Source organism: Delftia sp. WSY_16 (assembly GCF_043104415.1).
Classification (GTDB): Bacteria; Pseudomonadota; Gammaproteobacteria; order Burkholderiales; family Burkholderiaceae_C; genus Comamonas; species Comamonas tsuruhatensis.
The window spans coordinates 217,146-243,769 of record NZ_JBICKS010000003.1 but is presented as its reverse complement, the minus strand read 5'-3'; the positions used below and the strand labels follow the sequence as shown (position 1 = coordinate 243,769).

Below are 26,624 nucleotides of genomic sequence, written 5' to 3'. Positions count from 1 at the left end.
TCCCGCGCTGGCGCCTGCCTTCGCCAGAACCGTGCTCGCCATGGCCCTGCAGGCCTGCGCTGTCGGTGGCCTGAGCGCCACTGCCGCCCACGCGCAAACCATGGCCGCGCCGGCTGCCGCCCAGCGCTTCGATCTGCCTGCCGCGCCGCTGGACCGTGCTCTTAACGCTTTTGCCACCCAGGCCGGTATTCTGCTGACCGCCGATGGCAGCCTGACGGCAGGCAAGACCGGCGCGGCCCTGCATGGCAGCTATTCGGTGCGCGAGGGCCTGGCCGCCCTGCTGGCGGGCAGCGGCCTGGAAGCCGTGCCCCAGGCGGGGCAGGGCGGGGGCTACGCGCTGCGGCGCGCGGCGGTGCCGACGGCGCCGGTCTCCGCTGCCGAGGGCACGGCGCTGGCCACGGTCAACGTGACGGCCGCTGCCGAGCGCAGCGCGGTCTCCGAAGGCACGGGCTCCTACGCCACGCGCCAGTCCAGCACGGCCACACGGCTGGGCCTGTCGCAGCGCGAGACGCCGCAGTCGGTCAGCGTGGTCACGCGCCAGTTGATGGACGACCAGGGCCTGACCAGCCTGCCGGAGGTGCTGGAGAAGACGCCCGGCATCACCGTGGGCCGCAACGACAGCGAGCGCACCACCTTCTACTCGCGCGGCTATGCCATCGAGAATTTCCAGTTCGACGGCGTGCCCAACACCATGGACTCGGCCAACCAGTACACGACCTCGCTGGCCGACAGCGCCATCTATGACCGCGTGGAAGTGGTCAAGGGCGCCACAGGCCTGCTCACGGGCGCGGGCTATCCGTCGGCCGTGGTCAATCTGGTGCGCAAGCGGCCCACCAAGACCTTCCAGGCCTCGGCCGAGGCGGCCATCGGCAGCCATGACCGGTTGCGCGGCGTGGGCGACATCTCCGCGCCGCTGACCGAAGACGGCCGCGTGCGCGCCCGCGTGGTGGCCGTGGCGCAGAACGCCAGGTCCCATGTGGACGACTACAGCCGCAACGTGCGCAGCCTGTACGGCATCATCGAGGCCGACCTGGGCCCGGGCACCGTGGCCAGCCTGGGCATTGACCACATGCAGACGCGCGCCAACGGGGCCAGCTTCGGCCACATCCCGCTGTTCTTCAAGGATGGCAGCCGCACGCATTTCCCCACCTCGCTCAACCCTGCGGCGCGCTGGTCGTACTGGGACAACGACAGCACCAACGTGTTTGCCGAACTCAAGCACAGCTTCGGCAATGGCTGGAAGATGGACCTGTCTGCCAGCCGGCTGCGCCAGTCGCGCGACGTGGAGGTCGGCGTGGCAGCCCACGGCATGGTGGACCCGGTCAGCGGCCTGGGCATCAACATGCTGTCCAACAAGATTCCCACCGATGCCACCACGCAGGCCGTGAATGCGGCGCTGTCCGGGCCGTTGCAGCTGTTCGGGCGCGAGCATGAGCTGTCGTTCGGCGCCAGCTGGTCGCGCCAGCGCCGCCATGCGCCCGGCTACAGCAATGCCTACGGCCCCGTGGGCAACTACTTCGAGTGGGACGGCCAGGTGCCCCGGCCCGATTTCCAGCTGCGCAACCACCGCATGACGCGCATCGTGGAAAAGGGTGTCTTCGGCGCCGCGCGCCTGCGGCCCACGGACGATCTGTCGGTGATCCTGGGTGCGCGCGTGAGCTGGTACGACATGCTGGACGACACCACGGGCCTGAACGGAAGCTACGTCGTGAACAACGCGCTGCGCGTGGCGCACAAGACCGTGCCCTATGCGGGCGTGGTGTATGACCTGAACCGCCAGCTGTCGCTGTACGCCAGCCAGACCGATATCTTCAATCCGCAGACCTACTACAAGGACGCTGCCGGCAGCCCGCTGCCGCCGCTCACGGGCCGCAGCCGCGAAGTGGGCGTCAAGGGCGAGTTCCTGGACGGCCGGCTCAACGCCTCGCTGGCGCTGTTCCACATCCAGCAGCGCAATGCCGCGCAGTACGTCAGCGCCAACCCGCAATCCGGGGAAGAGGTCTATGCGGCCATCGACGGCGTGACCAGCAAGGGCGTGGAGATGGAAGTGTCGGGCAGCATCACGCCGGCCTGGAACATCTACGGCGGCTACACCTACCGCACTTCGCGTGCGCCGGCCCAGCCCGACGTGATCCTCAGCGCGGTCAACACCAACCAGCCGCGCCACCTGTTCAAGCTCAGCACCAGCTACCGTCTCAACCCGCAGTGGACCGTGGGCGGGTCGCTGGCCTGGCAGAGCCTGACCTACTACCAGCAGTCCGCCGCTCCCTACGCGCGCGCCGACCAGCGTGCCTATGCGCTGGTGGGCCTGATGGCGCGCTACGACGTGGACCGTCAGTGGTCGGTGACGCTGAACGTCAACAACCTGTTCGACAAGACCTATATGCCGGGCCTGGGTTCGTACGGCACGGGCGTGTATGGCGATCCGCGCAATGTGCTGGTCACGGCCCGCTACAGGTTCTGATGCGGCTGCCTGGCGGCTGTGCCACTAGGCCTGCGACCACATCCGCAACAGGTTGTGGTACGTGCCGGACAGCGCGGATAGGGCGGGGTCGCCCGGGTGGCGCAGCGTCAACTGCTGGATCTGCTGGTCCAGGTCGAACAGGAGGCGGCGCTTCTCGTCCGAGGCCACGAGGCTGTGGGTCCAGAAGAAGCTGGCGTAGCGCGTGCCGCGCGTGACGGGGTTGACGCGGTGCAGGCTGGTGCCGGGGTAGACGATGGCGTCGCCTGCAGCCAGCTTCACGCTCTGGTGGCCGAAGGTGTCTTCCACGACCAGCTCGCCACCTTCGTATTCGTCGGGCTCGCTGAGGAATACGGTGGTGGAGACATCGCTGCGCACCTTGATGGCCGTGCCGGGGATGGTGAAGATGGCATTGTCTATGTGGTTGCCGTAGGTGCCGCCGCCTTCGTAGCGGTTGAAGCGCGGCGGCAGCACCTTCAGCGGCAGCGTGGCCGACATGAACAGCGCGCTGGCCCCCAGCCTGTCGAGGATGAGGTTGCCTATCGCCTGGCCTGCCTGGCTGTCCAGCGGCAGCTGCAGGTTGGCCTTGACCTGGGCCGCCAGGGGGCCGGCCGTGGCGCGGCCGTCCTGCCACGGGGCCTGCTCCAGCGCCTGGCGGCACTGGCGCACTTCGTCGGGGCTGAGCAGGGCGGGTATGCGGAGCATCATGGCAGGCGGTCCTCAGGGGCGGAATCAATGAGTGTCCCGCAAAAAAGCCCCGCAGGCGGCGATGGCCTGCGGGGCTTTGCGGTGATCTGCGCAGCGTCAAGCCGCTGCGCGTTCGCCCGGGGCGATCAGCAGATCAGTACGTCCACTTGAGCGAGGCCACGGCCGAGCGGCCTGCCGCCATGGTCGCGTAGTGGGGCGAACGCACGCCGCTGTAGTAGACCTTGTCGCCCAGGTTGTACAGGTTCAGCTGCACGGTCAGGTTGCGGTCGATCTGGTAGGCCACCATGGCGTCGTAGCGTGCATAGCCGCTGGCGCCCTTGGTGACGATGCCGCCATCCACGGTGGAGCGGATGTAGCTCTGGTTCACGCTGCTCTGGGCATAGATGCCCAGGCCCACGGTCAGCTTGGCCATGGGCTTGTAGCTGGTCCACAGGCTGAAGCTGTGCTTGGGCGTGTTGGGGAAGGGCTGGCCGTTGGCCACGTTGCCTGCGCCTGCGTTCTTCTGCTCGCTGTCCATGTAGGTGTAGCCGCCGAAGACGCTCAGGCCCGGCAGCACGCTGCCCGTGAAGCCCAGCTCCACGCCGTTGACCACCTTGTTGCCGCCCATGTAGGTGACGCCGTTTTCGGTGATGCGCGCATTGGTCACGTCGTTGCGGAACAGCGCGGCGGTCAGCGCCAGGCGCTTTTCCATCAGGTCCCACTTGGTGCCCAGCTCGAGCGAGCGGGTCTTCTCGGGCGCCAGGTTGGCCAGCTGGTCGGTGGAGATGCCCAGGTCCTCGTTGCCGTTGCCCAGCATGGAGCCGCCGGGGCGCGAGGATGTGCCGAGGCTGGCGTAGATGCTGCCGTTGGTGGCCGGCTTGTAGACCAGGCCCAGCTGGTAGTTGAAAAGCGTGTCCGAACGGCTCAGGTCATAGGCCGGCGTGTTGCGGCCGGCGGGGCCGGAGGCGCTGAGCTTGTAGTGGTCCAGGCGCAGGCCGGCGTTGAGCAGCCACCGGTCGTTGAACTTGAGCGTGTCGAAGCCGTACAGCGCCACGGTGTCGATCTTGTTGTGGCTGGGGTCGCCCAGGGTCACGGGCAGGTTCCACAGCGGGCTGCTGTCCGGGTTGTTCAGCGAGGCGCACCACAGGCTGGCGGCCGTGCAGGTGGTGTTGGTGGTCTGCAGCGCGGCGGTGCGGGACTCGGCCTTTTCCTTGGACAGCTCCAGGCCGAAGGCGTAGCTGTGGCCCACGCTGCCGGTCTGTGCCTTGCCCGTGAATTCCGACAGGTTCTGCAGCGTCTTGATGTCGGCCACGCGCGCATTGCCGCGGCGGAACACATAGCCGTTGATGGCATTGCCCTTGCTGTCGTCGGGCTGGGTCCACAGGTAGTCCTGTTCGGACTTGCTGTAGCGCAGGCTGTTGCGGAACTTGTTCGTGTCGGTGAACTTGTGCTCGACGGTGGCCGTGAACAGGTCGCTCTTTTCCTTCTCGTAGTCGCGGCTGGTCAGGCCGTACCAGTTGTCGCGGTTGCTGCCGTAGGTGGGACGCACCACGCTGCCGCCGGGCAGGCCGGCGGCCGCCGTGCTGGTGTACAGGTAGGGCACGCCGCCATCGGGAATGTTGTCGGTCTGCAGGTGCTGCCAGGACAGCGATACCTCGGTGGGCGTGCCCATGCCGAAGGTCACCGTGGGGGCGATGCCCCAGCGCTTGTTCTCGGGGCCGCTGCGGCCGGGAACGTCGGCGTCGTGCACCATGGCGTTCAGGCGCAGGCCCACGCCTTCGCCCAGCACGCGGTTGGCGTCGATGGTGGCGCGCCGGTAGCTGTCCGTGCCCAGGCCCACGTCGCCGCTGATGAAGTTCTCGTTCCTGGCCTTCTTGGTCACCAGGTTGATGGAGCCGCCAGCGCCGCCACGGCCTGCATAGGCCGAATCGGCACCCTTGATGACCTCCACCGATTCCAGGTTGAACACTTCGCGCGTACCGGCCGCGATGTCGCGCATGCCGTCCACGAAGGTGCTGGCCTGGGCATCCATGCCGCGGATGAAGGGCTGGTCACCCGAGGGGTTGCCGCCTTCGCCGTTGCCGAAGGTGATGCCGGGCGTGGACCGCAGGGCTTCCTGCAGGCTGGTCGCGCCGGTCTGCTTGATGATTTCCTCGTTGATGACCTGCACCGTCTTGGGCGTGTCCACCAGCGGGGCCGTGAACTTGGCCGAGGAGGCGTTGTCGGTCTTCACGGGCGCTTCGGTCGAAGACGTCACGTTCACGGTGCCCAGCGTGGTGCTGGCCTGCGCAAAGGCCGGGGTGCCAGCAAGGCACAGGGCAGCGGCAAGGGCCAGCTGGGTGAGGTTCGCGGGGGGGAGGATTTGTTGGATTTTGCTCATGTTCACTCCGATGAAAGCCCGCGGATTGTTATTGCGAATCACTAGTGTTCGGTTTCTGCTTCGTAAAGTTGGCCTGTTTGCCCTGGGTAAAAGTCCTTCGCGTTGCCGCCATGCAACAAACGAAAACCGTGTTTCACCAAAGGTCCAATGAAAACGCGGCTGCTGCCGGACGAAAAAAAGCGGCTGTCGCCAGCCGCCGGGGTTTGCTGCGGGGCGCCTGCTGCGCCCGTGCCTGGCCTTACTCGTCGGCCGGATTGGACAGCAGGGCCTTGTAGATCACGGCGCCGATCAGCGCGCCCACGATGGGGGCCACCCAGAACAGCCACAGTTGCGAGACGGCGATCTCGGGACCGAACAGGGCCGGGCCCGTGCTGCGCGCGGGATTGACCGAGGTGTTGGTCACGGGAATCGAGATCAGGTGGATCAGCGTCAGGCACAGGCCGATGGCCAGGCCGCCAAAGCCGGCTGCCGCGCGCTTGGCCGTGGCGCCCAGGATGACCAGGATGAAGAAGGCCGTCATCACCACCTCGGTGACCAGGGCAGCCGTCATGCCGTAGCCGCCCGGCGAATGCGTGCCGAAGCCGTTGGTGGCAAAGCCGCCGATGTCGGCACCGGCCTTGCCCGTGGCGATCACGTAGAGAATGCCTGCGCCCGTGATGGCGCCCAGCACCTGGGACACGACGTAGCCCGGCAGCTCGCTCCAGGCAAAGCGCCCGCCCATGGCCAGGCCCACGGAGACGGCAGGGTTGAAGTGCCCGCCCGAGATGGGACCGAAGGCATAGGCGCCGGTGACCACCGTCAGGCCGAAGGCCAGCGAGACGCCGACCAGGCCGATGCCCACCTGCGGGAAGGCGGCGGCCAGCACGGCCGCACCGCAGCCGCCCAGGGTCAGCCACAGGGTTCCGAGGAATTCTGCGGACCATTTTTGAACAGAGCTGTGCATGGGAAATCTCCTGAAACAGGCCCGCCGCTGCGCCCGGGCCCTGCGCGCACTGCCCGCCGAATGGCGGAAAGTGGCGCAGTTATAGCGCTGCGCCTGGCCTGCCGAGAGGGCAAGAAAGTGAACAATCGTCCACAGCCTGCGTCGCCACAGGGGCGGCGGGCTCTTGAAATTGCATCCGCCGACCCGAGATGAGGGCTGATTTTTTCCCTGTTGTGAACCCATAGGACATAGGACACTGTCTGCATGAGCAAGCAAACCCATTCTTTTCAGGCCGAAGTTGCACAGCTGCTGCACCTGGTCACGCATTCGCTGTATTCCAACCCCGAGATCTTCCTGCGCGAGCTGGTCTCCAACGCATCGGACGCCTGCGACAAGCTGCGCTTCGAGGCGCTGAACAATGCCGCGCTGTATGAAGACCAGCCCAACCTGGAAGTGCGCGTGTCCTTCGACGCCGCCGCCAAGACGCTGACCATTGCCGACACCGGCATCGGCATGAGCGAGCAGGAAGCCATCGACAACCTGGGCACCATCGCCAAGAGCGGCACCAAGGCCTTCATGGAAAAGCTGTCGGGCGACCAGAAGTCGGACTCGCAGCTCATCGGCCAGTTCGGCGTGGGCTTTTACTCGGGCTACATCGTGGCCGACAAGATCACCGTGGAAACACGCCGCGCGGGCCTGCCGGCCGCCGAAGGCGTGCGCTGGACCAGCGGCGGCACGGGCGAGTTCGAGGTCGAGCAGATCGAGCGTCCCCAGCGCGGCACCAGCATCACGCTGCACCTGCGTCCCGAGGCCGAGGAGTTCCTCAATGCCTGGAAGATCAAGCAGGTCATCGGCAAGTACTCCGACCACATCAGCCTGCCCATCCTCATGGAAAAGGAGGAATGGAAGGACGGCGAGAACGACCAGCCCGGCGCCATGGTCAAGACCGGCGAGTGGGAGACCATCAACAAGGCCAGCGCGCTGTGGACGCGTCCCAAGAAGGACATCACGGCCGAGCAGTACCAGGACTTCTACAAGGCCATCAGCCACGACTTCGAGAACCCGCTGACCTGGAGCCACAACCGCGTGGAGGGCAACACCGAGTACACGCAGCTGCTGTTCATTCCGGCCAAGGCACCGTTCGATCTCTACAACCGCGACAAGAAGGCCGGCGTCAAGCTCTACGTCAAGCGCGTCTTCATCATGGATGACGCCGAGGCGCTGATGCCCGGCTACCTGCGCTTCGTCAAGGGCGTGATCGACTCGGCCGACCTGCCGCTGAACGTCAGCCGCGAGCTGCTGCAGGAAAGCCGCGACGTGCGCCTGATCCGCGACGGCTCCACCAAGCGCGTGCTGTCCATGCTGGAAGACCTGGCCAAGCACGATCGCCACGAGGCCGGCGAAGGCACGGACGGCGTCACCGACGTGGTCAGCGAAGAGGACAAGGCCAAGGAAGGCAAGTACAGCCAGTTCTACGCCGAGTTCGGCGCCGTGCTCAAGGAAGGCCTGGGCGAGGACTTCGCCAACAAGGAACGCATCGCCAAGCTGCTGCGCTTTGCCTCCACCAGCCAGGAAGACGCCATGGTCTCGCTGGCCGACTACAAGGCCCGCATGAAGGAAGGCCAGGACGCGATCTACTACATCACGGCCGACTCCCTGACGGCAGCGCGCAACAGCCCGCAGCTCGAAGTCTTCCGCAAGAAGGGCATCGAAGTGCTGCTGATGGCCGACCGCGTGGACGAGTGGGCCATGGGCTACCTGACCGACTTCGACGGCACGCCGCTGCAGTCCGTGGCCAAGGGCGCCGTGGACCTGGGCAAGCTGCAGGACGAAGAGGAAAAGAAGGCCGCCGAGGAAGCGGCCGAAGCCTTCAAGCCCCTGCTGGCCAAGCTCAAGGAGGCGCTCAAGGACAAGGCCGAGGACGTGCGCGTGTCCACGCGCCTGGTCGACTCGCCGGCCTGCCTGGTGGTGCAGGACGGCGGCATGAGCCTGCAGCTGGCGCGCCTGCTCAAGCAGGCCGGCCAGCAGGCGCCGGACGCCCGCCCCGTGCTGGAGGTCAACCCCGAGCATCCGCTGGTCAAGAAGCTGGACGGATCGGTGCATTTCCATGACCTGGCCAACATCCTTTTCGACCAGGCCGTGCTGGCCGAAGGCGGCATGCCCGAGGACCCGGCCGCCTACGTCAAGCGCGTGAACGCTCTTCTCGCGTGAGTTCCTCACAAGGATCGCCCAGGCGCATTCCATAGGCCTCAGTGCCTGCTCACTGTCGTGCCAGCGCACGGCAGACAAGCCTTCCAAGCCGGTGCCAGCCAAGCTGCCACCGGCTTTTTCACGTCTGCAATCCGTGAGGAAAACCGGTAGTCGTCGGTGGACTCACGAAAAACTCACAAATTCTTCTAAATACTCACTTTTGTCAAAAATTCCAGATCATATTTACTTTTGGTAATAAAGAACCATCATGCCTCCCTTTGGTGCGTCCGGTTGTCGGCTTTTTGACAGAGCTGTTCCAGCCGGGCACCCCGTGCGTCCGTGCCTGCGGCATTCGGCGCTGTCAACGAAGCAAAAGAGAGGTTTGTATGGCTTTCACGAGAAAGGGCTGGCTGGCGCGTGCGCTGCTGTCCGGCGGCTTGCTGGCAACAGCGGCTGCCGTGGCGGCGCCGGCCGATACCGACATCCTGGTCAACCAGGATGGTCTCTATGACGGACAGGACGCATCGGCAGGGCCTGCCGGCGGCACCTTCACCTATGTGGCCAAGGTCAGGCACAACAACATCGGTCCCGACGCCGTAGGCGTCACCCTGACCGAGGTGCTGCCCGTGGGCGCCGTGTTCCAGGGCTACAGCAGCAGCCCGGGCGGCATCACCTGCACGGCACCGGCTGCCGGCACGGTGCTCACCGCAGGCAACAACACGCTGGTCTGCAACATCGGCAACCTGGCGCCCGCCGATGGCTTCAAGTCCGTGGGCTTCGAGGTCATCCTGCCGACCGTCGGCACCAACTGGCGCGCCGTGGCCAGCGCGCGCATGGCATCGCCCGACTACGACAACGACCAGAACAACACGCAGCTGGACCGCAACTTCACCACCACCGAGGCCGCCGATCTGGCCATCGCGATAGCGGCTCCCGCCAGCGTCGCCAACGGCGGCGCCTTCCAGTACGTCATCGACGTGCAGAACAAGGGCCCGTCCGAGGTCCCCGCCGGTGGCCGTACCGTGGTGCGTTTCCCCGTGCCCAACGGCGCCGTGGTCACGGGCGTGCCCTCAGGCAGCGGCTGGAGCTGCACGCCGGCCTCGGGCTATCCGCTGATCTCGGGCGAGCTCAACTGCACGCGCGGCGGCCCGGTGCTGCCAGGCGCCGTGCTGCCAGCCATCACCGTGCCGGCCATCGCCAACATGAGCGGCACCATTGCCGGCGCTGCCAGCGTCAAGGGCTACAAGGACGCCAGCACGGAGATGCCCGACGGCCAGTCCGGCAACAACACCGCCAGCGCCGCCGTGGTCTCCAGCGGCAGCGAGTTCGTGGATGTCTCGCTGCGCAAGCAGGTGGCGCCCACGGTGCTGGATGCGCTGCAGGCAACCGAGGTCACCTACACGCTGCAGCCGCGCCGCGAAGGCGGCTCCCTCGTGCCGCGCGATCTCACCGTCACCGACACCCTGCCGGCCGGCGTGACCTTCACGGGCTTCGACGGCAGCACGGCGCCCTGGCTGTGCGGCCACAACAGCGGCACCATCACCTGCACCCACGCGGGCGAGTACCCGGTAGCCGGCTACGCCAACATGCAGGCCATCCGCTTCAAGGCCGTCGTGGCTGCGGGCGGGACACCCGGCACGCAGCTGGTGAACCAGGGCGTGATCGGGGTGGCACCCGGCCTCAACGAGCCCAATACGACCAACAACACGGCCAGCGCGGCCGTGGACTTCAGCAACGATGCGCGGCTGAGGCTGGCCAAGGCAGGCCCTGGCCGCCCGGTGCTGGCAGGCCAGGAGTTCGAATACACGATCACGGTGACCAACACCGGCCCCATGCCCGTGCTGCCGAATCAGCAGATCACTGTGACCGACAACCCCGCAGACGGCCGCATGGCCATCGTCAGCATGTCCGGTGCGGGCACCGGCGCGGGGGAATGGACCTGCACCACCCCGAGCTGCACCTCGACCGCGGGCCTGGCCGTGGGCGCCAGCCGCCAGATCAAGGTCAGGGCCAAGGTCACGCTGGCTTCGGGCCATCTGGACTTCACCAATAACGCCTCCGCTGGCGTGATCGGCCGGGACAATGCATCGGCCACCACCTCCGCGACCGTCACCGTGTCTGCAGACAAGGTGGATGTGGGCATCGTCAAGAGCGTGGTCAACCCCGTGCCGCCGGCTGCCATCAAGAGCGGTGAGGAGGTCACCTACCAGCTGGTGGTGAAGAACCACTCGGCCAGCACGACGGTGACGAATGTCCGCGTGCGCGACGCGCTGCAGTCCCTGGTCAAGCAGACCGACGGCGTGCGCATCGTGGGCGGCAACCCGGTGGACGAGGCCGGCAATCCCGTGCCGTACACCTACCCGGGCGGCGGCTTTGTCTCCAGCCGCATCGTCTCCGGCGCCAACGCCAGCTGCGGCACTCCTTCGGGCGGCGTCAACAGCGAGACGCGCGATCTGACCTGCGACATCACCTCCATGGCCCCGGAGGCCGAGGTGGTGATCGAGGTCAAGATCCGCCCCAAGCGCGCCACCACCGGCACCTATGCCAACGCGGCCTCGGCCCAGTCCCTTGACATCCATGACGCCGATCCCGGCAACGACTCCTCGACGGCCAGCATCACCGTGCAGGCCATCGCGGAAATCGCAGCGCAAAAGCAGGTCTCGCCCAAGGTGGCGGCTGCGGGAGAGCCGCTGACCTATACGGTCACGGTGCCCAACTACGGCCCCTCGTCGGCCGCCAATGTCACGCTCAAGGACGTGCTGCCTGCAGACGCCATCTTCATCGGCACGCCCACGGTCTCCGGCGGCGGCACCTGCACTCCGGCTGCCACCGATGGCGTGCAGGGCGGAACGCTGGAGTGCGCCTGGGCCAATCCGCTGCCCACAGGCGCGCAGTACACCGTGACCTACAAGATGCGCTCGCGCGGCGATCTGGCGGCTGACACGGAGATCCTCAACACGGTCGCCGTGGACACCGCCACCGAGGAACTGACCAAGGCCAACAACCAGGCCGAGGCCAAGGCCCGGCTCAAGCGTGCCGAGCTGGATGTGAACATCAGCATGCGCCACACGGCGGACGGCCTGGTGCTGGGTGAGGACACCGAATACACCATCACGGTGACCAACTCCGGCCCCTCCTACGCCACCCAGGTGGTCGTGACCGACAAGTTCCCCGCATCGGGCTCCACGGCCACCTTCAGCTACCAGAACGGCCTGGCGCTGGCCGGCATTCCCGGCGCCTCCGCATCCTGGTGCGGCGTGCAGCCGGCGCTGAACGCGACCAGCGGGCCTCTGCAGTGCACCATCCCCTCGCTGGCGCCGGGCCAGAGCATGACCATCAAGTTCAAGATGCGCGCCCAGACCCTGCCCGACAAGGCATCGGGCGGCACCATCTACCACGAGGCCTCGGTCAAGCCCTTCGAGACGGAATGGCTGAGCAATGGCGGCGATGTGATCGTCAACAACACCACCACCGACCGCACCTCCACCAGCCGCCAGGGCAATGCCGTGGACCTGGGGATCGGCAAGCAGGGCCCCGCCGGCCCGCTGGACGATGGCGACACGGCCAGCTACACGCTGACCGTCACCAACTACGGCCGCGATCCGCAGTCGCCCGCGGGCGGCTCGGTGACCGACGTGTTGCCCGCAGGGCTGGAGTTCGTCTCGGCCTCGGCAGGCTGCAGCTATGCCAGCGGCACGCGCACCGTGACCTGCAGCGTGCCGCAGCTGGCCCAGGGCGGCACGGCCGTCTTCACGCTGGAGACCAAGCTGGACAAGCCCTACAAGGGCGCCCGCCCGCTGGTCAACTCGGCAACGGTCTCGGTGCCCGGTGACGGCAATCCCGACAACGACAAGAGCACGACCACCACGCCGCTCAAGCCGGGGCCGGGCGGCACGGCCAGCATTCCCACGCTGTCGCAGTGGGGCCTGATGCTGATGTCGTCCCTGCTGGCGCTGATGGCGCTGGGAACCATGCGCAGGCGCGAGCGTCGGTGATGCGCCCGTGACGACAAGGGCCGGTGGCGTGTTTCACGCACCGGCCTTTGTCGTCTTTGAGCGGTCCGAAGATAATGCGAGCCTATAGAGGGACACTGTTTCGCAACCGCCAGGTCGCAAGCCCGGCAACCAACACTCCAAGACCTGCCATGCTGCGTTTCTTTCTGATCTTTCTGGCCATCCAGCTGACGATGTTCGGGCTGAACCTGCTCAGTTGGGTGCAGCAGCACATCGTGCTGCCCTGGACGGCCTTCCTGGCGCACATCTGCGCCTCGCTGGTGACCTGGTTCGACAGCACGGCCTCGGCCACGGGCAAGGTGCTGTGGAACACGGCCACGGGCTTCGGCGTCTCCATCGAGGCCGGCTGCAACGGCCTGGAGGCCTACATCGTGCTGTTTGCCGCCGTGATGGCCTTCCCCTCGTCATGGCGCCAGAAGCTGGTGGGCCTGCTGGCCGGCTTCGTGGCCGTGCAGGCCATCAATGTGCTGCGCGTCATCAGCCTGTTCTACCTGGGCCAGTGGAGCACCACGGCCTTCAACTTCGCGCATGAGTACCTCTGGCAGGCGCTGATCATGCTGGACGTGCTGGTGTTCTGGCTGCTGTGGGTGCGCTGGAGCGGCCGCAAGGCGCCGTCGCACGATGATGGCGGCCAGCCGCCGCTGCCGCCTGCCGCTGCAGCTTCCGCCGCCGTGGCCGCCTGAGGAGCAGGCCATGATCGGACGCAATCCCATCTCGCGCTTCGCGGGCCTGGCCATGGGCGGCATCGTGGTGCTGACCCTGGCCTGGACGCTGGCGGCCGGCTGGCTGGCCGTGCCGGTGTCCGGCATGAGCAAGTGGGTGCTGGAGAACGCCGCCAACGGCTGGGTGCAGCGCGTGGACCTGGAGACGCCCCGCAACCTGGTCGTCAATTCCTCGGTCCAGGTCTCCAACGAGCAGACCGGCTGGCGCCGCGCCGAGGCCATCGTCGAGGTCGATCCCGCCCGCTACGGCTACGGCCTGCCGGTGCTGGTGGCCATGCTGCTGGCGGCCTGGGGGCCGGGCCGGTGGTGGCGCATCCTGGTGGGGTATGTGGCGCTGCTGCCCTTGCAGACCTTCAGCGTGGTCTCGCAGGTGCTGATGCAGCTGTGCCTTGCGGCGCGGCTTGACCTCAACGTGCTGGGCATACAGACATGGCAGCTGGAGGCCATCGTCTACGCCTACCAGATGGGCGGGCTGATGGTGCCCACGCTGTGCCCGGTGCTGCTGTGGCTGGCGCTGGACATGGGCTTTGTGCGCCGCGTGCTGCTGCCGGCCTGGAACCGCAGCCGGGCGCCTGCCGCCGCGCCCCAGCCCATGGTGGCGCCCAAGCCCTCGGCCTGGCGCCAGACCGATGGCGCCGCCTCCTCCACCGGCCACCCGCTGGTGTCCTCCAGCAGCGCGGCCACTCTGCCCAAGGCCAAGGCCACCAGCGGCACGCCGCAGCGCTGAAGGCCGTGCGCGGCCGACTTCAGGCCTGATCGGGCATGGGCGGCAGCAGGCCGCGCTCGGTGATGAAGTCGATCACCTCGCGCAGGCCCTTGCCGCTTTTCACGCTGCCCATCACATAGGGCTTGTGGGCGCGCATGCGCTGCGTGTCGGCTTCCATGATGGACAGGTTGGCGCCCACGTAGGGCGCCAGGTCGGTCTTGTTGACCACCAGCAGATCGCTCTTGGTGATGCCGGGGCCGCCCTTGCGCGGAATTTTCTCGCCGCCGGCCACGTCGATCACGTAGATGGTCAGGTCCGACAGCTCGGGGCTGAAGGTGGCGGCCAGGTTGTCGCCGCCGCTTTCGATGAAGACGATGTCCGCCTCGGGGAACTGGCGCAGCATGCGGTCCACGGCCTCGAGGTTGATGGAGGCGTCCTCGCGGATGGCCGTGTGCGGGCAGCCGCCGGTCTCCACGCCCATGATGCGCTCGGGCGGCAGGGCCTCGGCCACCGTCAGCAGGCGCTGGTCTTCCTTGGTGTAGATGTCGTTGGTGATGACCACCAGGTCGTAGTGGGCGCGCATGGCCTTGCACAGCATCTCCAGCAGCGTGGTCTTGCCGGAGCCGACCGGGCCGCCGATGCCGACGCGCAGCGGGGGGAGTTTCTTGGTGCGGGTGTTCATGGTGGACTTGGGGTGAGTGATCAGGACCGGAAGAGCCGGGAGTACTGGTGTTCGTGCCGCGCCTGCAGCACGCTCCATTGGGGCAGCATGGTGTCCAGCCGGGGCGGCGCCTCGCTGGCGCGGCGGCGTGCCTCGCCCACGGCCTGCTCCAGCAGCGGATGCAGGGCCAGCAGCAGGCTCTGGCCCGCCACCTGGCCCAGCGGCACGGCCTTGATGGCGGCGGCCACCTGGTTCTCCAGCCAGGCAAAGCCATAGGCCAGCAGGGCATGGTCCTCGTCGGCATCCACGGCGGCGCAGGCGCAGGCAAAGGCCGTGGGATAGGCCAGGCCAGGGTCGTCCACCAGCGCGCCCAGTTGTGCGATGCGGGGCGCAAAGGCCTCGCCGCCCCAGGGCACGGAGCGCAGCAGGCTGTGCAGCGACCAGCCCATCTGCAGCGTCTCGGCACGGGCCTCGCGGCTGTCGCGGCTGGCAATGAACCACTGGTTCCATTCGCGCACCACCCCCTCGTCGCCTGCGCTCCAGGCCCGGCGCAGCAGCAGCCACAGCGGCGCCTCGCAGCGTGCAAAGCCGTGGGCCAGCGCATCGGCAATCCAGGTGCGCGCCGTGCCGGCATCCGTGACCAGGCCGTGCTCGATGGCGGCCTCCAGCCCCTGCGAATAGCTGAAGCCGCCCACGGGCAGCTGGGGCGATGCCAGGTGCAGCAGGGCGCACAGCCCCTGTATCGATAGGTCAGCCATGCGGATGGTCGTGGCCGTGCCCGTGTCCGCAGCAGCCTTTGTGGTCATGGTCATGGCTGTGATCGTGGCCATGTTCTTGCCCGTGGGAATGGCCGTGGGAATGGCCGTGGGAATGGCCGTGTGCGTGCCCATGGTCATGCAGCGCATACACGCTCTGCGCCAGCGCCTGGTCCTCGGCAAAGCTGGCGTCATGGCCGTGGCGGTGGCCGCCGCCATAGGCGCCGGCCTCGGGCTCGAAGGGCGCATCCACCAGGGCCACCTGCGCACCCAGGCGCAGCAGCATGTCGTGCAGCACGGGGTCGTTTTCCAGGTGCAGGTGCGTGGGCGTGACCTCCACCGGGATATGCCGGTTGCCCAAGTGGTAGGCCGCACGCAGCAGGCCCAGTGGCGTGGCCGCCGTCACGCGCAACACCGCCTGGGGCGCCGCGCGCACGGCGACCAGGCTGCCATCCTCGGCCACCAGCACGTCGCCGCCGCGCAGCACGCTGCCGCGCGCCAGCACCACGGCCAGCTCGCGCCCCGTGGAATCGATGGCCGCAAAGCGGCTCTTCTGGCGCATGTCCCAGTCCAGTTCCAGCGTGGCGGCGCGCCTGACCAGCACGGCGGCAAGGCCGCCGCCCTGGGGCATGTGTTTGTTGACGGTGAGCATGAATTGTTTCGTATTAACGTTCGTTATAACATTGCGAAGTCAATGACTTCCCTGGAGATTCCATCATGACCACTCTCAAACTCACCCAGGTCGGCAATTCCGTGGGCTTGATCCTGCCCAAGGAGATTCTGGCGAAGCTGAACCTGGGCAAAGGCGACACGGTGTATCTGACCGAGGTTGCCGACGGTGGCATCAAGCTTTCTCCGTATGACGAGGACTTCGGGCAGCAGATGGATGCAGCGCGCCTGATCATGAAAAAGCGGCGTGGTGTTTTGCGTGAGCTGGCGAAATGACCGGGAACATGCAGGTTTGGGTCTGGCTCAGCGAGGCCGTCATGCTGGCTGTTCACGAAGAGCAACTGACCGAGCATGGTGGCCCGGCGGGCGTGCGTGATGCCGGGTTGCTGGCATCCGCCCTGGCCAGGCCACGCCATCTGGCCGCTTATGGGGCGCCTGATGCGGCCGAGCTGGCAGCCAGCTATGGCTTTGGCATCGCGCGCAACCATCCCTTTGCGGATGGCAATAAACGCACAGCCTTTGTGGCGACCGAGCTGTTTCTCCATCTCAATGGCTGGGAATTGACGGCGGGTGACGAGTCCTGTGTGCTGACCATGGTGGCCTTGGCCGCAGGCGAACTGGACGAGGCCGGGTTCGCCCTCTGGATACGTGAGCACAGTGCGCCCTTGCCCCGCTGACCCCATTGCTCCCCCTTAAAAAAGAAAATACCGCTGCGCCATCGGCAGCTCGGTGGCGGGCTCGCAGGTCAGCAGCTGGCCGTCGGCCACGACCTGGTAGGTCTCGGGATCGACGCTGATGTCGGGCTGCCAGTCGTTGTGCACCATGTCGCGCTTGCTGACGCTGCGGCAGTTTTCCACGGCCACGGTGCGCTTGCGCAGGCCGTAGCGGTCGGCCACGCCGGCCTGCTGGGCGGCCTGCGAGACGAAGGTGAGGCTGGCCGCCGCCACGCCGCTGCCCTGGCCCGCGAACATGGGGCGGTAGTGCACGGGCTGGGGCGTGGGGATGCTGGCGTTGGGGTCGCCCATGGCGGCGCTGGCGATGCTGCCGCCCTTGAGGATGAGGCTGGGCTTGACGCCGAAGAACGCCGGCCGCCACAGCACCAGGTCGGCCAGCTTGCTGACCTCCACCGAGCCCACGGCATGGGCGATGCCATGCGTGCGTGCGGGATTGATGGTGTACTTGGCCACGTAGCGCTTGACGCGGAAGTTGTCGTGGCGCGCGTTGTCGCCCGGCAGGCTGCCGCGCTGGACCTTCATCTTGTGCGCGGTCTGCCAGGTGCGCAGCACCACTTCGCCCACGCGGCCCATGGCCTGGCTGTCGCTGGAGATCATGGAGAAGGCGCCCAGGTCGTGCAGCACGTCCTCGGCGGCGATGGTCTCGCGGCGGATGCGGCTTTCGGCGAAGGCGATGTCCTCGGCAATCGAGGCGTCCAGGTGGTGGCAGACCATGAGCATGTCCAGGTGCTCGTCCAGCGTGTTCACCGTGTAGGGCCGCGTGGGGTTGGTGGACGAGGGCAGCACGTTGGCCTCGCCGCAGACCTTGATGATGTCGGGCGCGTGGCCGCCGCCCGCGCCTTCGGTGTGGTAGGTGTGGATGGTGCGGCCCTTGAAGGCGGCCACCGTGGCCTCGACGAAGCCGCCCTCGTTGAGCGTGTCGGTGTGGATGGCGACCTGGGTGTCGGTCTCGTCGGCCACGCCCAGGCAGCAGTCGATGGCGGCGGGCGTCGATCCCCAGTCCTCGTGCAGCTTCAGGCCGATGGCGCCTGCCGCGATCTGCTCGCGCAGCGGCGCGGCCTGGCTGGCGTTGCCCTTGCCCAGCAGGCCGATGTTCATGGGGTAGCCGTCCACGGCCTGCAGCATGCGCTCCATGTGCCAGGGGCCGGGCGTGACCGTGGTGGCGAAGGTGCCAGTGGCCGGGCCCGTGCCGCCGCCGATCATGGTGGTCACGCCGCTGGTCAGCGCCTCGTCGATCTGCTGCGGGCAGATGAAGTGGATGTGCGTGTCGATGCCGCCGGCCGTGACGATCATGCCCTCGCCCGCAATGATTTCCGTGCCGGGGCCGATGACGATGGTCACGCCCGGCTGCATGTCCGGGTTGCCTGCCTTGCCTATGCCTGCGATCAGCCCGTTCTTGATGGCGATGTCGGCCTTGACGATGCCCCAGTGGTCGATGATCACGGCATTGGTGATGACGGTGTCGGCGCAGTCGGCGGCCATGCGCTGGCTCTGGCCCATGCCGTCGCGGATGACCTTGCCGCCGCCGAACTTGACCTCTTCGCCGTAGATCGTGTGGTCCTTCTCGATCTCGATGACCAGGGCCGTGTCGGCCAGCCGCAGGCGGTCGCCCACGGTGGGGCCGAACATCTCGGCATAGGCCTGGCGCGTGATGCTTGCCATGAATGTTCCCTTTCAGAGAGGCCCCATCACCTTGGCGTTGAAGCCGAAGATGATGCGGTCGCCGGAGATTTCCACGAGTTCCACGGTGCGCTCCTGCCCGGGCTCGAAGCGCACGGCCGTGCCGGCCGCGATGTTCAGCCGCCAGCCGCGTGCGGCGGCGCGGTCGAAGTGCAGGGCCTCGTTGACCTCGAAGAAGTGAAAGTGCGAGCCCACCTGCACGGGCCGGTCGCCGGTGTTGGTGACCGTGAGGGTCTGCACGGGCCGGCCTGCGTTCAGCAGGATCTCGCCGGGCTCGGCCAGGAGCTCGCCGGGGGTGATGCGCTCGGTCATGTGCGGCTCCCGCGCTCAGCCTGCCAGCGCCACGGCACCGTAGCCCATGGCGGCCACACCTGCCAGGCGTGCGGCCCAGGCCGAAGCCGTGCCGCCGCGCATGGCCCGGCCAAGGGCCACGCCCAGGGCATGCAGCACCAGCGTGGTGGCGACCATGCCCGCCATGTAGGCCCAGAACACGGCTGCGGGCAGCGCGTGGGGGAAGACCTCGCCATGCGCGTATCCGTGGAACAGCGCGAAGGCGCCGGCCAGCACCATGGCCAGGGCCACGGGCAGGCGGCGCTGGGCCACCAGCAGCAGGCCGAAGGCCAGCAGCGAGGCGGCCACCATGGGCTCCACGGCCGGCAGCTCCAGCGGGGTCTGCGTCAGCGCCAGGCCCAGCGCCATGCAGGCGGCAAAGGCCACGGGCGGCAGCCACTGGCGCTTGAGCATCAGCCCGCACCACAGGCCCAGCGCCAGCATGGCCAGCAGATGGTCCAGGCCCGCGATGGGATGGGACAGCCCGGCCATCAGGGCCTGCATGGCGCCGTCGCCGGCATGCAGGTGGGCGCCGGCCCCCGTATGGGCGCTGGCAGCCGTGGAGGCGGCCAGCAGGGCCGGGGCGAGCAGGTAGTTGAAAGTGTTGCGGAATCTGAACATGGAGATCTCCTTGATCGCTATCGAGACTGGATCTGCCCACGGCACAAGCGGATGCAGCGGGCTGGTTGGGGGTGCCCAGCAAGGGCCTAAGCTGGCCGCGCCGCCCCGCAGCGATGGCGCCGTCCCCCTTGGGGGAAGCGGCGTAGCCGCTCAGGGGGTCAAACTATTGGGTGATGAACGGTGACCAGCTTGGTGCCGTCCGGGAAAGTGGCTTCGACCTGGATGTCCGGGATCATTTCTGGAATGCCCTCCATCACATCGGCGCGCGTCAGCACCGTGGTGCCCAGGTGCATGAGCTCGGCCACGGTCCTGCCGTCGCGCGCCCACTCCAGCACGGCAGCGCTGATCAGCGCCACTGCCTCGGGGTAGTTGAGCTTCAGGCCGCGCGCCTTGCGCCGCTCGGCCACCAGGGCTGCGGTGAACAGCAGCAGCTTGTCTTTTTCACGCGGGGTGAGTTCCATGGATGAGTCTCCGTTGATCAGGTGGCCCAGAGGCGGGGAGGGCGGGCAGGCATGTCCAGCAGTGCGGGGCGCAGCAGGCGCCAGCCTTCATGCAGCACGGCCCGTGCCGCCTCCATGCGGCGGGCCAGCACGCGCAGCAGCAGCACCGAGGGCGCGCCGCCCTGGCCGGCCAGCAGGCTGGCGCCGGCGCGCACTTCATCGCTCCAGGGCAGGCTGGCGGCCAGTTGCTCGCTCAATGGCTCCATGGCCGCCAGGGGTTCGGGGGCCACGGCCCAGAGGCTGGCCTGTATGGGCAAGCCTGCCCAGGCAACGGGGCTGGACAGCAGGGCATGGCCGGCGTGCAGCTCGCCCTGTTCCAGCCACAGTGGCAGGCCCGCATGGGTCAGCCGGTTGTGAAGCTGCAGCCGCGCAGGCGGTGCGTCGGCATGGTTCCAGTGCTCGCCTGCGCCATAGCGGCCCAGCACCGTGGCGTCCCAGCCGATGGCGCGCGCGCCCGGCGCAAGATCCAGGTCCAGCGCCATGGTGGCGTCGGCACCGGCAAACAGCATGTTTTCCTGCGGCAGCCATTCCAGGATGGCGCCTTCTTCCACGCGCAGCCGCACGCGCTGCGCGGCCGGGCGGCCCTGGGACTTGTACCAGCGCGTGGCGCCTGGCGTGGTCAGCAGGGCGTGGGCGCCGGGCTCCACGGTCACATCGATGTGCAACTGGTCGCCGCCGGCCACGCCGCCGGGCGGGTGCAGCAGCACGGCATGGCAGATGCCGGGGCCTTCGGGGTGCAGCGGTTTTTGCACGCGCAGCGGGCCGCTGTGGCGTGCGTGGGAAAGCACGCTGCCCTGGCCGGCACGGTGCCCGAAGCGCAGCTCCAGCATGGCCTGCCAGCCCGAGGCGGACGTGGGCACGGCGGTGATCGGTAGCGCTGCGGACATGGGCGGGGCGGACGGTACAGGGCGTGTGGGTGGTAACGGCCTTCCGTCATGCATTTAGCGTGCCAATCCGGTGCAGTGGCGGCTGCGCCCTGCTGGTGCGCTGGCGCATCGGATTGGTGCGTGCGCTGCCATGCGCGGGGCGGAATGCGGCACGCTTGCGGTGCATTCCTGCGCCGCCGTGCCGCAGGTTGGTGCGATGCCCTACGCCCGTGCCTTGGCCTGGCGCGCCAGGCTTCTGTCCCAGGCGACCACGGCCAGCGTGCACAGGCTCAGGGCCAGGCCTGCAACGCCGGCACCCGTCCATCCCCAGTGCAGCCACACCGTCGAGCCCACGGCCGAGCCCAGCGAGGCGCCGATGAAGTACCCCGTCATGTAGACCGCATTGATGCGCGATCGCGCCGAAGGCGCCAGCGCGTAGATCACGTTCTGGTTGCTGATGTGCAGGGCCTGCAGCGCAGCATCGACGATGAGCAGCCCCGCCAGGAACCACCACAGGCTGGTGCCGCCCAGCCACAGCGCCCCCCAGCCCGCCAGCATGAGCAGGCCGCCGGCCAGCGTGGTGCGCTGCTCCAGCCCCCGGTCGGCCAGCCGGCCGGCCATGTTGGCCATGAGGGCGCCGGCCACGCCGACCAGACCGATGAGGCCGATCTGCGCATCGCCGAACCCGTAGCCCGGCCCGGCCAGCAGCAGCGCCATGGTGGAGAACAGCACGCTCACCGTGGCAAAGCCCATGCCGCCGATCAGCGCCCGGCTGCGCAGGCGCGGCTGCTCGCGCGCCAGCGTGAGCAGGGAGCGCATCACCGCGCCATAGCCGATGCGCTGGGCCGGCTGCGCCAGCGGCAGCGCGCGCCGCAGCAGCAGGGCCACGCCGGCCGTGGCCAGGGCACCGACCCAGTACACGGCATTCCAGCCGCCCAGGTCCGAGAGCACGCCGGCCACGCTGCGCGAGGCCAGGATGCCGATCAGCAGCCCGCTCATGACCAGGCCCACGGCGCGCCCGCCGGCGCCGGGCGCCGCAAAGCTGGCCGCCATGGGCACCAGCACCTGGGCCGCGACCGAGAACAGCCCGGTCATCAGCGTGCCCGCCGCCAGCAGCGCAAAGCTGTGCGCCATGCCGCTGGCCAGCATGCCCAGCGCGGCCAGCAGCATCAGGCCCAGCACCAGGCGGCGGCGTTCCAGCATGTCGCCCAGGGGCACGAGCAGCAGCAGTCCCAGCGCATAGGAGACCTGGGCCATGGTCACCGTCAGCGAGGCACGCGCCTCGCTGATGCCCAGGTCGATGGCGATGGAGTGCAGCAGCGGCTGGTTGAAGTAGTTGCCGCCCGCGCACAGGCCGCAGGCCGTGGCCATGAGCAGCAGGGTGCTCTGGGGCAGCACGGGCGCGGCGGTGGCCTGCATGGGCGGCGAGGGCAGGGCGGGGGCCGGGGAGGATCTGTTCATCGGACGAATGCCTGTGGTATCTGCTGATGGGTGGCAAGCGGATGGCTCAGACCCACAGCGGCGGCCGCGCCGGCTGGGCGGTGGCGGGCAGTGCGGCCACGGCATCGACCTCGATCAGCATGCCGGGCAGGGCCAGCCGGGGCACGGGGATCAGGGTGCAGGCCGGAAAGCGCGGCAGGGTATTGCTGGGGGCGCCATCGCCGGGGGCACCGTCGCTCCAATGCAGGCGCACGGCGGCCTGCCAGTCGTTGAAGCGGGCCTCCGAGTGGTCGACGATGAGCAGGGTCAGCTTGACCACCTGGCCCATGTCCGCGCCCGCCGCCTGCAGCGCCAGCTTGAGGTTGGACAGCGCCTGCTGAGCCTGGTCCGCGAAGCTGTCGGGCAAGTCGCCCGCCTGGTTCTCGCCGCCCTGGCCCGAGACGAAGGCCCATTGCGCCGGCCCGTGCACGGTGACCACATGGGTGTAGCCGTTGGGCGTGGCGTCGTAGAGGCCGGCGGGCTGCAGATGGTGCAGTTGCGGGGCCGTGGAAGCGGCGGGCTGTGCCGAGGCGGCTGGAAGTGCGTCGTGTTGCATGGTGGGCCTGGAGTCCGAAAGTGCGCCGGCTGGACCGGCGAGGCTTGCCAGTGTGAAACCTCAACCAAAGTTGAGGTCAAATGCAGGCCTGCTTGGACCTATTTTTCCTGCGCCTATTTTCTGCTGCCATGAATCTGTCTTCTGCCGGTGTCACCGCGTCCGACCATGACGGGCCGGCCATCCTCTCCGTGGGCGAAGTGGCCCGGCGCAGTGGCATCACCGTCTCGGCCCTGCATTTCTACGAGCGCCAGGGGCTGATCGAGAGCCTGCGCACGCCCGGCAACCAGCGCCGCTATGCGCGTGCCGTGCTGCGGCGCGTGGCCGTCATCAGGGTGGCCCAGCGCATGGGCGTGCCGCTGGCCGAGATTGCCGAGGCGCTGCAGGAGCTGCCCAGCGGCCGCACGCCCACGCAGGCCGACTGGAGCGCGCTGTCCGCGCGCTGGCGCCATGCGCTGGATGCGCGCATCCAGGGGCTGACCCAGCTGCGCGACCAGATCGACGGCTGCATTGGCTGCGGCTGCCTGTCCCTCAAGGTCTGCCCGCTGCGCAATGACGGCGATTGCCTGGCCAAGGACGGGCCGGGGCCGCACTTTCGCTGAACAGCCTGCGCTTGGGCGTGAACAGGTCCTAGTGCTTGGGCATGGGCAGCGTTGGCGTGCGCGTGCACATCCAGCACAGCCAGCCGGCCAGCACGCCCATGACGATGCAGTAGGCGACCAGGGCCTCGGTGATGCCGATGTGGTCCGAAAGCCAGCCCAGGCCCAGGATGGGCACGATGGTGCCCAGGTAGCCGACCACCAGGTAGGTGGACAGCAGGCCCGTGCGCGTGGCCGGTGTCGAGACCTTGTTGACGATGGACATGCCCGCCAGATTGCACAGGCCGTGGCCCGCCGCCGTGGCGATCACGCTGAGCGCGAACAGCAGGGCCGAGCCCGCAAAGCTGTTGACCAGCAGCAGGAGGTTGCAGGCCACCAGGCAGGCAAAGCCCAGAATGGCCGAGCCCTTGGTCGGGCGCGGGCGCGCCAGGTACTGGAAGCCCGCCGAGAGGAACAGGATCACGCCGATGGACAGGCCCGAAACGGCCGGCCCATGCCAGGGCACCATGCGCTGCATGAAGCTGGGCGCCAGCGATGCGAACAGGCTGAACATGCCGAAGGCGCAGAACGCACACATGCCGCCCAGCGCGTAGTGGCGCGCAAAGCGGCGCTCGGGCAGGGTGATGGTGGGCATGAAATCACGCCAGTGCAGCGCGCGTGCCTGGGTGGAGGCCAGCTCCGCCGGCTCGGCAATGCGCACCTGGTACAGCGCATAGATGGCCAGCAGGCCCAGCCCCAGCGAGGGGATATAGGCCGTGACCAGCGGCCAGGGCAGCCACTGCGCGATCAGCCCGCCCACCACGGGGCCCAGCCCGAAGCCGAAGGCAATGGTCAGGCTGGTCGTGGCCGCGGCGCGCTGCAGGTCGCCCCGGTTGTTAAGCCGGGTCATGCCCACCGAGGCCGAGGTGGTGATCAGCCCCGAAGCCACGCCGATCACCACGCGGCCCAGCGCAAAGCTGGGCACGTTCCAGGCCACGGTGGAGGCCAGCACGCCCAGCGTCATCAGGATCAGCCCGGCGCGCAGCACGGCGACAAAGCCGAAGCGGTCGGTCAGCCGGCCCAGGAACAGCAGGCTGGCCAGCGCGCCGAACATGTAGGCCACGAAGATCTGCGTGATGTGGCTGGGCTGCAGCCCCCAGGCCTGCTGGTACAGCGGGTACAGCGGGCTGGCCAGGGCCGTGCCCATGACACCCACGCACATGGAAAAACACACCCACGCATAGGGTGGCCAACGGGTTTGCATAGAAAAAGGGAACGCGAAGAAGACGAAAGCGAGGGAAAGAGGCGCCGCGCAGGCCTTGCGCCCCGAGGCGCCGCGGCACTGTCCGGGAGCGCATGGAATCTGGAATGACCCGCAGGCCAATGGGTGAATTCTAAGAAACCCGCGTGTCCTGGGTGTTTCGCCGCCTCCGAGCCCCTGGCATGCACCCGGGCATACCGCTGGCATCGTGCGCCAGGCGGGCGGGTGTACCCTGTGGCCGTCCCTGTGTTTTCCCCTTGTCCTGAGAGTCCGGCATGCCAGTTCCACCCACCGCCTTCATCACCTGCCCGCCATTGCGCAAGGCGGCTGGGGCCGCGCTTGCCGCCTGCGCGCTGCTGCTGGCCGGTTGCGGCTCGGTAGGCGGCGGCGTGGGCATAGGCATTCCCGTCGGCCCGGTATCGGTGGGCGTCGGGCTGGGCAGCGGCGGGCTGAGCGCCGGTGTCGGCACGGGCGTGGGGCCGCTGGGCGTTGGGGTGGGCGTCAACCAGAGTGGCCAGGTCCTGGGCAGCGCCGGCGTGGGCGCCTCCACGGGCGTGGGCGGCGCGCGGGTGGGTGTGGGCGTGGGCTCGTCCACCGTGCTGCACGACCCGCAGCGCTCCGCCACCCAAACACCGCAGGAGCCCGCACCTGCAGCGCCCTCCCAGACCCCCGCCGGCCAGCTGCAATGGCGCGACGCCAGCGGTCAGGTCGTACCGGCCTGCCGCGTCGACGGGCGTTGCTGACGCTTAAGGGTATGCGTCGCCCTGGAAGGTGCGCCTGGCCCAGCCTAGCGCAGCCGCTCAGGGGGTACTTCGGTTCACCCCGCCCAGACGATACGGTCCCGGCCCGCGTTCTTGGCGAGGTACAGGCGCCGGTCGGCATCGGCCAGCAATTGGTCGGCGCTGTTGTCGGGCGAAGGCGCCATGCTGGCCACACCCAGGCTGACGGTCAGCGCATGGCCCAGGGGCGAGGCGGCGTGGGGCAGGTCCAGCGCCCTGAGCGCATCGACGATGCCCTGCGCAACCAGCACCGCGCCGTCCAGCGCCGTATGGGGCAGCAGGCAGACGAATTCCTCGCCGCCATAGCGCGCCAGCAGGTCGCCAGGCCGGTGCAGCGCGCCCTGTATGGCCTGGGACAGCTGGCTCAGGCATTCATCGCCGACCAGATGGCCGTAGTGGTCGTTGTAGGCCTTGAAGTGGTCCACATCGATCATCACCAGCGACAGCGGCTCGCCCAGCCGCTGCAGGCGCATGAACTCGCGCTCCAGCTGGGCGCCGAAAAAGCGCCGGTTGGCCGTGCCCGTCAGCCCGTCGCTGTGCGAGAGCAGCTGCAGCATCTTGCGCTGCTGTGCAATCTCCAGATGCGTGCGCACGCGCGCCTTGAGCACGGGCGGGCGAAAGGGCTTGGTCACGAAATCCACCGCGCCCAGGTTCAGTCCCAGTTCCTCGCAATGGGGCTCGGTCAGCGCCGTGAGAAAGATGACGGGGATGTGGGCGGTTTCCAGGTCCGCCTTCAGGCGCCGGCAGACCTCGAAGCCGTCCATCTCGGGCATGCGGATGTCCAGCAGGATGAGGTCGGGCAGGTACTGGCGGGCCAGGGTCAGCGCGTCCTCGCCCGTGTGGGCCATGAGCACGCTGCACAGATCCTTGATCACCTGGCAGATGATGGCGGCGTTGTCCGGGACGTCGTCCACCACAAGCACCTTCTGCCCGGCAGGCAAGGGCTGTAGCGGGTTGGGCAGCGTAGGGGGGAAGGCGGAGTAGGGCATGGCCGGTGGGATTTCGGGCCGAGAATACCCCGGAACCCGCAGCCCTGGATAGGTCGCAGGGGGTGTGGACAATTTGTAAAGATCTCTG

The 26,624-nt window shown here is 68.1% G+C and carries 24 protein-coding genes; 9 read left to right on the top strand and 15 right to left on the bottom strand.

What is annotated here, in order from left to right; all coding sequences use genetic code 11:
* Positions 1-100 precede the first annotated feature (100 nt).
* Complete coding sequence (locus ACF8O7_RS01910; RefSeq protein ID WP_337223185.1) at positions 101-2,464, top strand: TonB-dependent siderophore receptor; 2,364 nt, start codon at positions 101-103, stop codon at positions 2,462-2,464.
* A 24-nt stretch (positions 2,465-2,488) separates the two neighbouring features.
* Here ACF8O7_RS01910 and ACF8O7_RS01905 read toward each other — a convergent pair whose 3' ends face one another.
* The 3 genes from ACF8O7_RS01905 to aqpZ all read right to left on the bottom strand — a co-directional run bounded on the left by ACF8O7_RS01905 (position 2,489) and on the right by aqpZ (position 6,471).
* Positions 2,489-3,169, bottom strand: coding sequence for a Fe2+-dependent dioxygenase (locus ACF8O7_RS01905; protein WP_046986753.1), 681 nt, complete (start codon positions 3,167-3,169; stop codon positions 2,489-2,491).
* A 133-nt stretch (positions 3,170-3,302) separates the two neighbouring features.
* Complete coding sequence (locus ACF8O7_RS01900) at positions 3,303-5,528, bottom strand: TonB-dependent siderophore receptor (protein ID WP_016451913.1); 2,226 nt, start codon at positions 5,526-5,528, stop codon at positions 3,303-3,305.
* A gap of 238 nt (positions 5,529-5,766) precedes the next feature.
* Positions 5,767-6,471 (bottom strand): aquaporin Z, encoded by a 705-nt coding sequence (aqpZ, locus tag ACF8O7_RS01895; RefSeq protein ID WP_016446578.1) that lies wholly within the window; start codon positions 6,469-6,471, stop codon positions 5,767-5,769.
* A gap of 243 nt (positions 6,472-6,714) precedes the next feature.
* Between aqpZ and htpG the strand changes: the two genes are divergently transcribed.
* From htpG to ACF8O7_RS01875, 4 genes are all read left to right on the top strand, one after another.
* A complete protein-coding gene (gene htpG / locus ACF8O7_RS01890) occupies positions 6,715-8,661 on the top strand; it encodes a molecular chaperone HtpG (protein ID WP_017407192.1) in 1,947 nt (648 codons plus the stop codon).
* 365 nt (positions 8,662-9,026) lie between these two features.
* Positions 9,027-12,635, top strand: coding sequence for an IPTL-CTERM sorting domain-containing protein (locus tag ACF8O7_RS01885; protein WP_280047550.1), 3,609 nt, complete (start codon positions 9,027-9,029; stop codon positions 12,633-12,635).
* A gap of 149 nt (positions 12,636-12,784) precedes the next feature.
* Positions 12,785-13,336: an exosortase H gene (gene xrtH, locus ACF8O7_RS01880; protein ID WP_034366861.1), complete on the top strand. Its 552-nt coding sequence runs from the start codon at positions 12,785-12,787 to the stop codon at positions 13,334-13,336.
* A gap of 10 nt (positions 13,337-13,346) precedes the next feature.
* The gene (locus tag ACF8O7_RS01875) at positions 13,347-14,102 is read left to right on the top strand and encodes an exosortase H-associated membrane protein (protein ID WP_126311260.1); all 756 of its coding nucleotides are present in this window, start codon (positions 13,347-13,349) and stop codon (positions 14,100-14,102) included.
* 19 nt (positions 14,103-14,121) lie between these two features.
* On the opposite strand, the gene ureG is transcribed toward ACF8O7_RS01875, so the two are convergent.
* From ureG to ureE, 3 genes are read right to left on the bottom strand one after another with little or no spacing between them, the layout of a single operon-like run.
* Positions 14,122-14,763, bottom strand: a complete 642-nt coding sequence (gene ureG / locus ACF8O7_RS01870; RefSeq protein ID WP_392442115.1) for an urease accessory protein UreG — start codon at positions 14,761-14,763, stop codon at positions 14,122-14,124.
* A gap of 20 nt (positions 14,764-14,783) precedes the next feature.
* Entirely contained in the window at positions 14,784-15,500 is a 717-nt protein-coding gene (locus ACF8O7_RS01865; protein WP_126311345.1) for an urease accessory protein UreF, read from the bottom strand.
* Positions 15,493-16,149 (bottom strand): urease accessory protein UreE, encoded by a 657-nt coding sequence (gene ureE, locus ACF8O7_RS01860; RefSeq protein ID WP_126311261.1) that lies wholly within the window; start codon positions 16,147-16,149, stop codon positions 15,493-15,495. Before ureE ends, ACF8O7_RS01865 begins: the two co-directional genes overlap by 8 nt.
* Before the next feature lie 65 nt (positions 16,150-16,214).
* Between ureE and ACF8O7_RS01855 the strand changes: the two genes are divergently transcribed.
* Both ACF8O7_RS01855 and ACF8O7_RS01850 read left to right on the top strand, forming a co-directional pair.
* Positions 16,215-16,442 (top strand): AbrB/MazE/SpoVT family DNA-binding domain-containing protein, encoded by a 228-nt coding sequence (locus ACF8O7_RS01855; protein ID WP_016446570.1) that lies wholly within the window; start codon positions 16,215-16,217, stop codon positions 16,440-16,442.
* Positions 16,439-16,843, top strand: a complete 405-nt coding sequence (locus ACF8O7_RS01850) for a type II toxin-antitoxin system death-on-curing family toxin (protein ID WP_034366858.1) — start codon at positions 16,439-16,441, stop codon at positions 16,841-16,843. Before ACF8O7_RS01855 ends, ACF8O7_RS01850 begins: the two co-directional genes overlap by 4 nt.
* 15 nt (positions 16,844-16,858) lie before the next feature.
* On the opposite strand, the gene ureC is transcribed toward ACF8O7_RS01850, so the two are convergent.
* The 7 genes from ureC to ACF8O7_RS01815 form a co-directional block, all read right to left on the bottom strand.
* The gene (gene ureC / locus ACF8O7_RS01845) at positions 16,859-18,562 is read right to left on the bottom strand and encodes an urease subunit alpha (protein ID WP_126311262.1); all 1,704 of its coding nucleotides are present in this window, start codon (positions 18,560-18,562) and stop codon (positions 16,859-16,861) included.
* Positions 18,563-18,574: 12 nt separating this feature from the next.
* Complete coding sequence (locus ACF8O7_RS01840) at positions 18,575-18,880, bottom strand: urease subunit beta (protein WP_191625523.1); 306 nt, start codon at positions 18,878-18,880, stop codon at positions 18,575-18,577.
* 27 nt (positions 18,881-18,907) lie between these two features.
* A complete protein-coding gene (locus tag ACF8O7_RS01835) occupies positions 18,908-19,531 on the bottom strand; it encodes a HupE/UreJ family protein (RefSeq protein ID WP_016451905.1) in 624 nt (207 codons plus the stop codon).
* 158 nt (positions 19,532-19,689) lie between these two features.
* Positions 19,690-19,992 (bottom strand): urease subunit gamma, encoded by a 303-nt coding sequence (locus ACF8O7_RS01830; RefSeq protein ID WP_012203116.1) that lies wholly within the window; start codon positions 19,990-19,992, stop codon positions 19,690-19,692.
* 17 nt (positions 19,993-20,009) lie between these two features.
* Entirely contained in the window at positions 20,010-20,918 is a 909-nt protein-coding gene (locus ACF8O7_RS01825) for an urease accessory protein UreD (RefSeq protein ID WP_392442111.1), read from the bottom strand.
* 201 nt (positions 20,919-21,119) lie between these two features.
* Complete coding sequence (locus ACF8O7_RS01820) at positions 21,120-22,358, bottom strand: MFS transporter (RefSeq protein ID WP_126311264.1); 1,239 nt, start codon at positions 22,356-22,358, stop codon at positions 21,120-21,122.
* Positions 22,359-22,404: 46 nt separating this feature from the next.
* On the bottom strand, positions 22,405-22,932 hold the full coding sequence (locus tag ACF8O7_RS01815) for a RidA family protein (protein WP_016451902.1): 528 nt from the start codon (positions 22,930-22,932) through the stop codon (positions 22,405-22,407).
* Positions 22,933-23,060: 128 nt separating this feature from the next.
* Here ACF8O7_RS01815 and soxR point away from each other — a divergent pair, with 128 nt between their 5' ends.
* Entirely contained in the window at positions 23,061-23,531 is a 471-nt protein-coding gene (soxR, locus tag ACF8O7_RS01810; RefSeq protein WP_034400108.1) for a redox-sensitive transcriptional activator SoxR, read from the top strand.
* Positions 23,532-23,559: 28 nt separating this feature from the next.
* Here the strand turns inward: soxR and ACF8O7_RS01805 are convergent, their stop codons facing one another.
* A complete protein-coding gene (locus ACF8O7_RS01805; RefSeq protein ID WP_016446561.1) occupies positions 23,560-24,729 on the bottom strand; it encodes an MFS transporter in 1,170 nt (389 codons plus the stop codon).
* A gap of 314 nt (positions 24,730-25,043) precedes the next feature.
* Between ACF8O7_RS01805 and ACF8O7_RS01800 the strand changes: the two genes are divergently transcribed.
* On the top strand, positions 25,044-25,511 hold the full coding sequence (locus ACF8O7_RS01800) for a hypothetical protein (RefSeq protein ID WP_016446560.1): 468 nt from the start codon (positions 25,044-25,046) through the stop codon (positions 25,509-25,511).
* A 74-nt stretch (positions 25,512-25,585) separates the two neighbouring features.
* On the opposite strand, the gene ACF8O7_RS01795 is transcribed toward ACF8O7_RS01800, so the two are convergent.
* Positions 25,586-26,536, bottom strand: coding sequence for a diguanylate cyclase (locus ACF8O7_RS01795; RefSeq protein WP_016446559.1), 951 nt, complete (start codon positions 26,534-26,536; stop codon positions 25,586-25,588).
* Between the last annotated feature and the right edge of the window lie 88 nt (positions 26,537-26,624).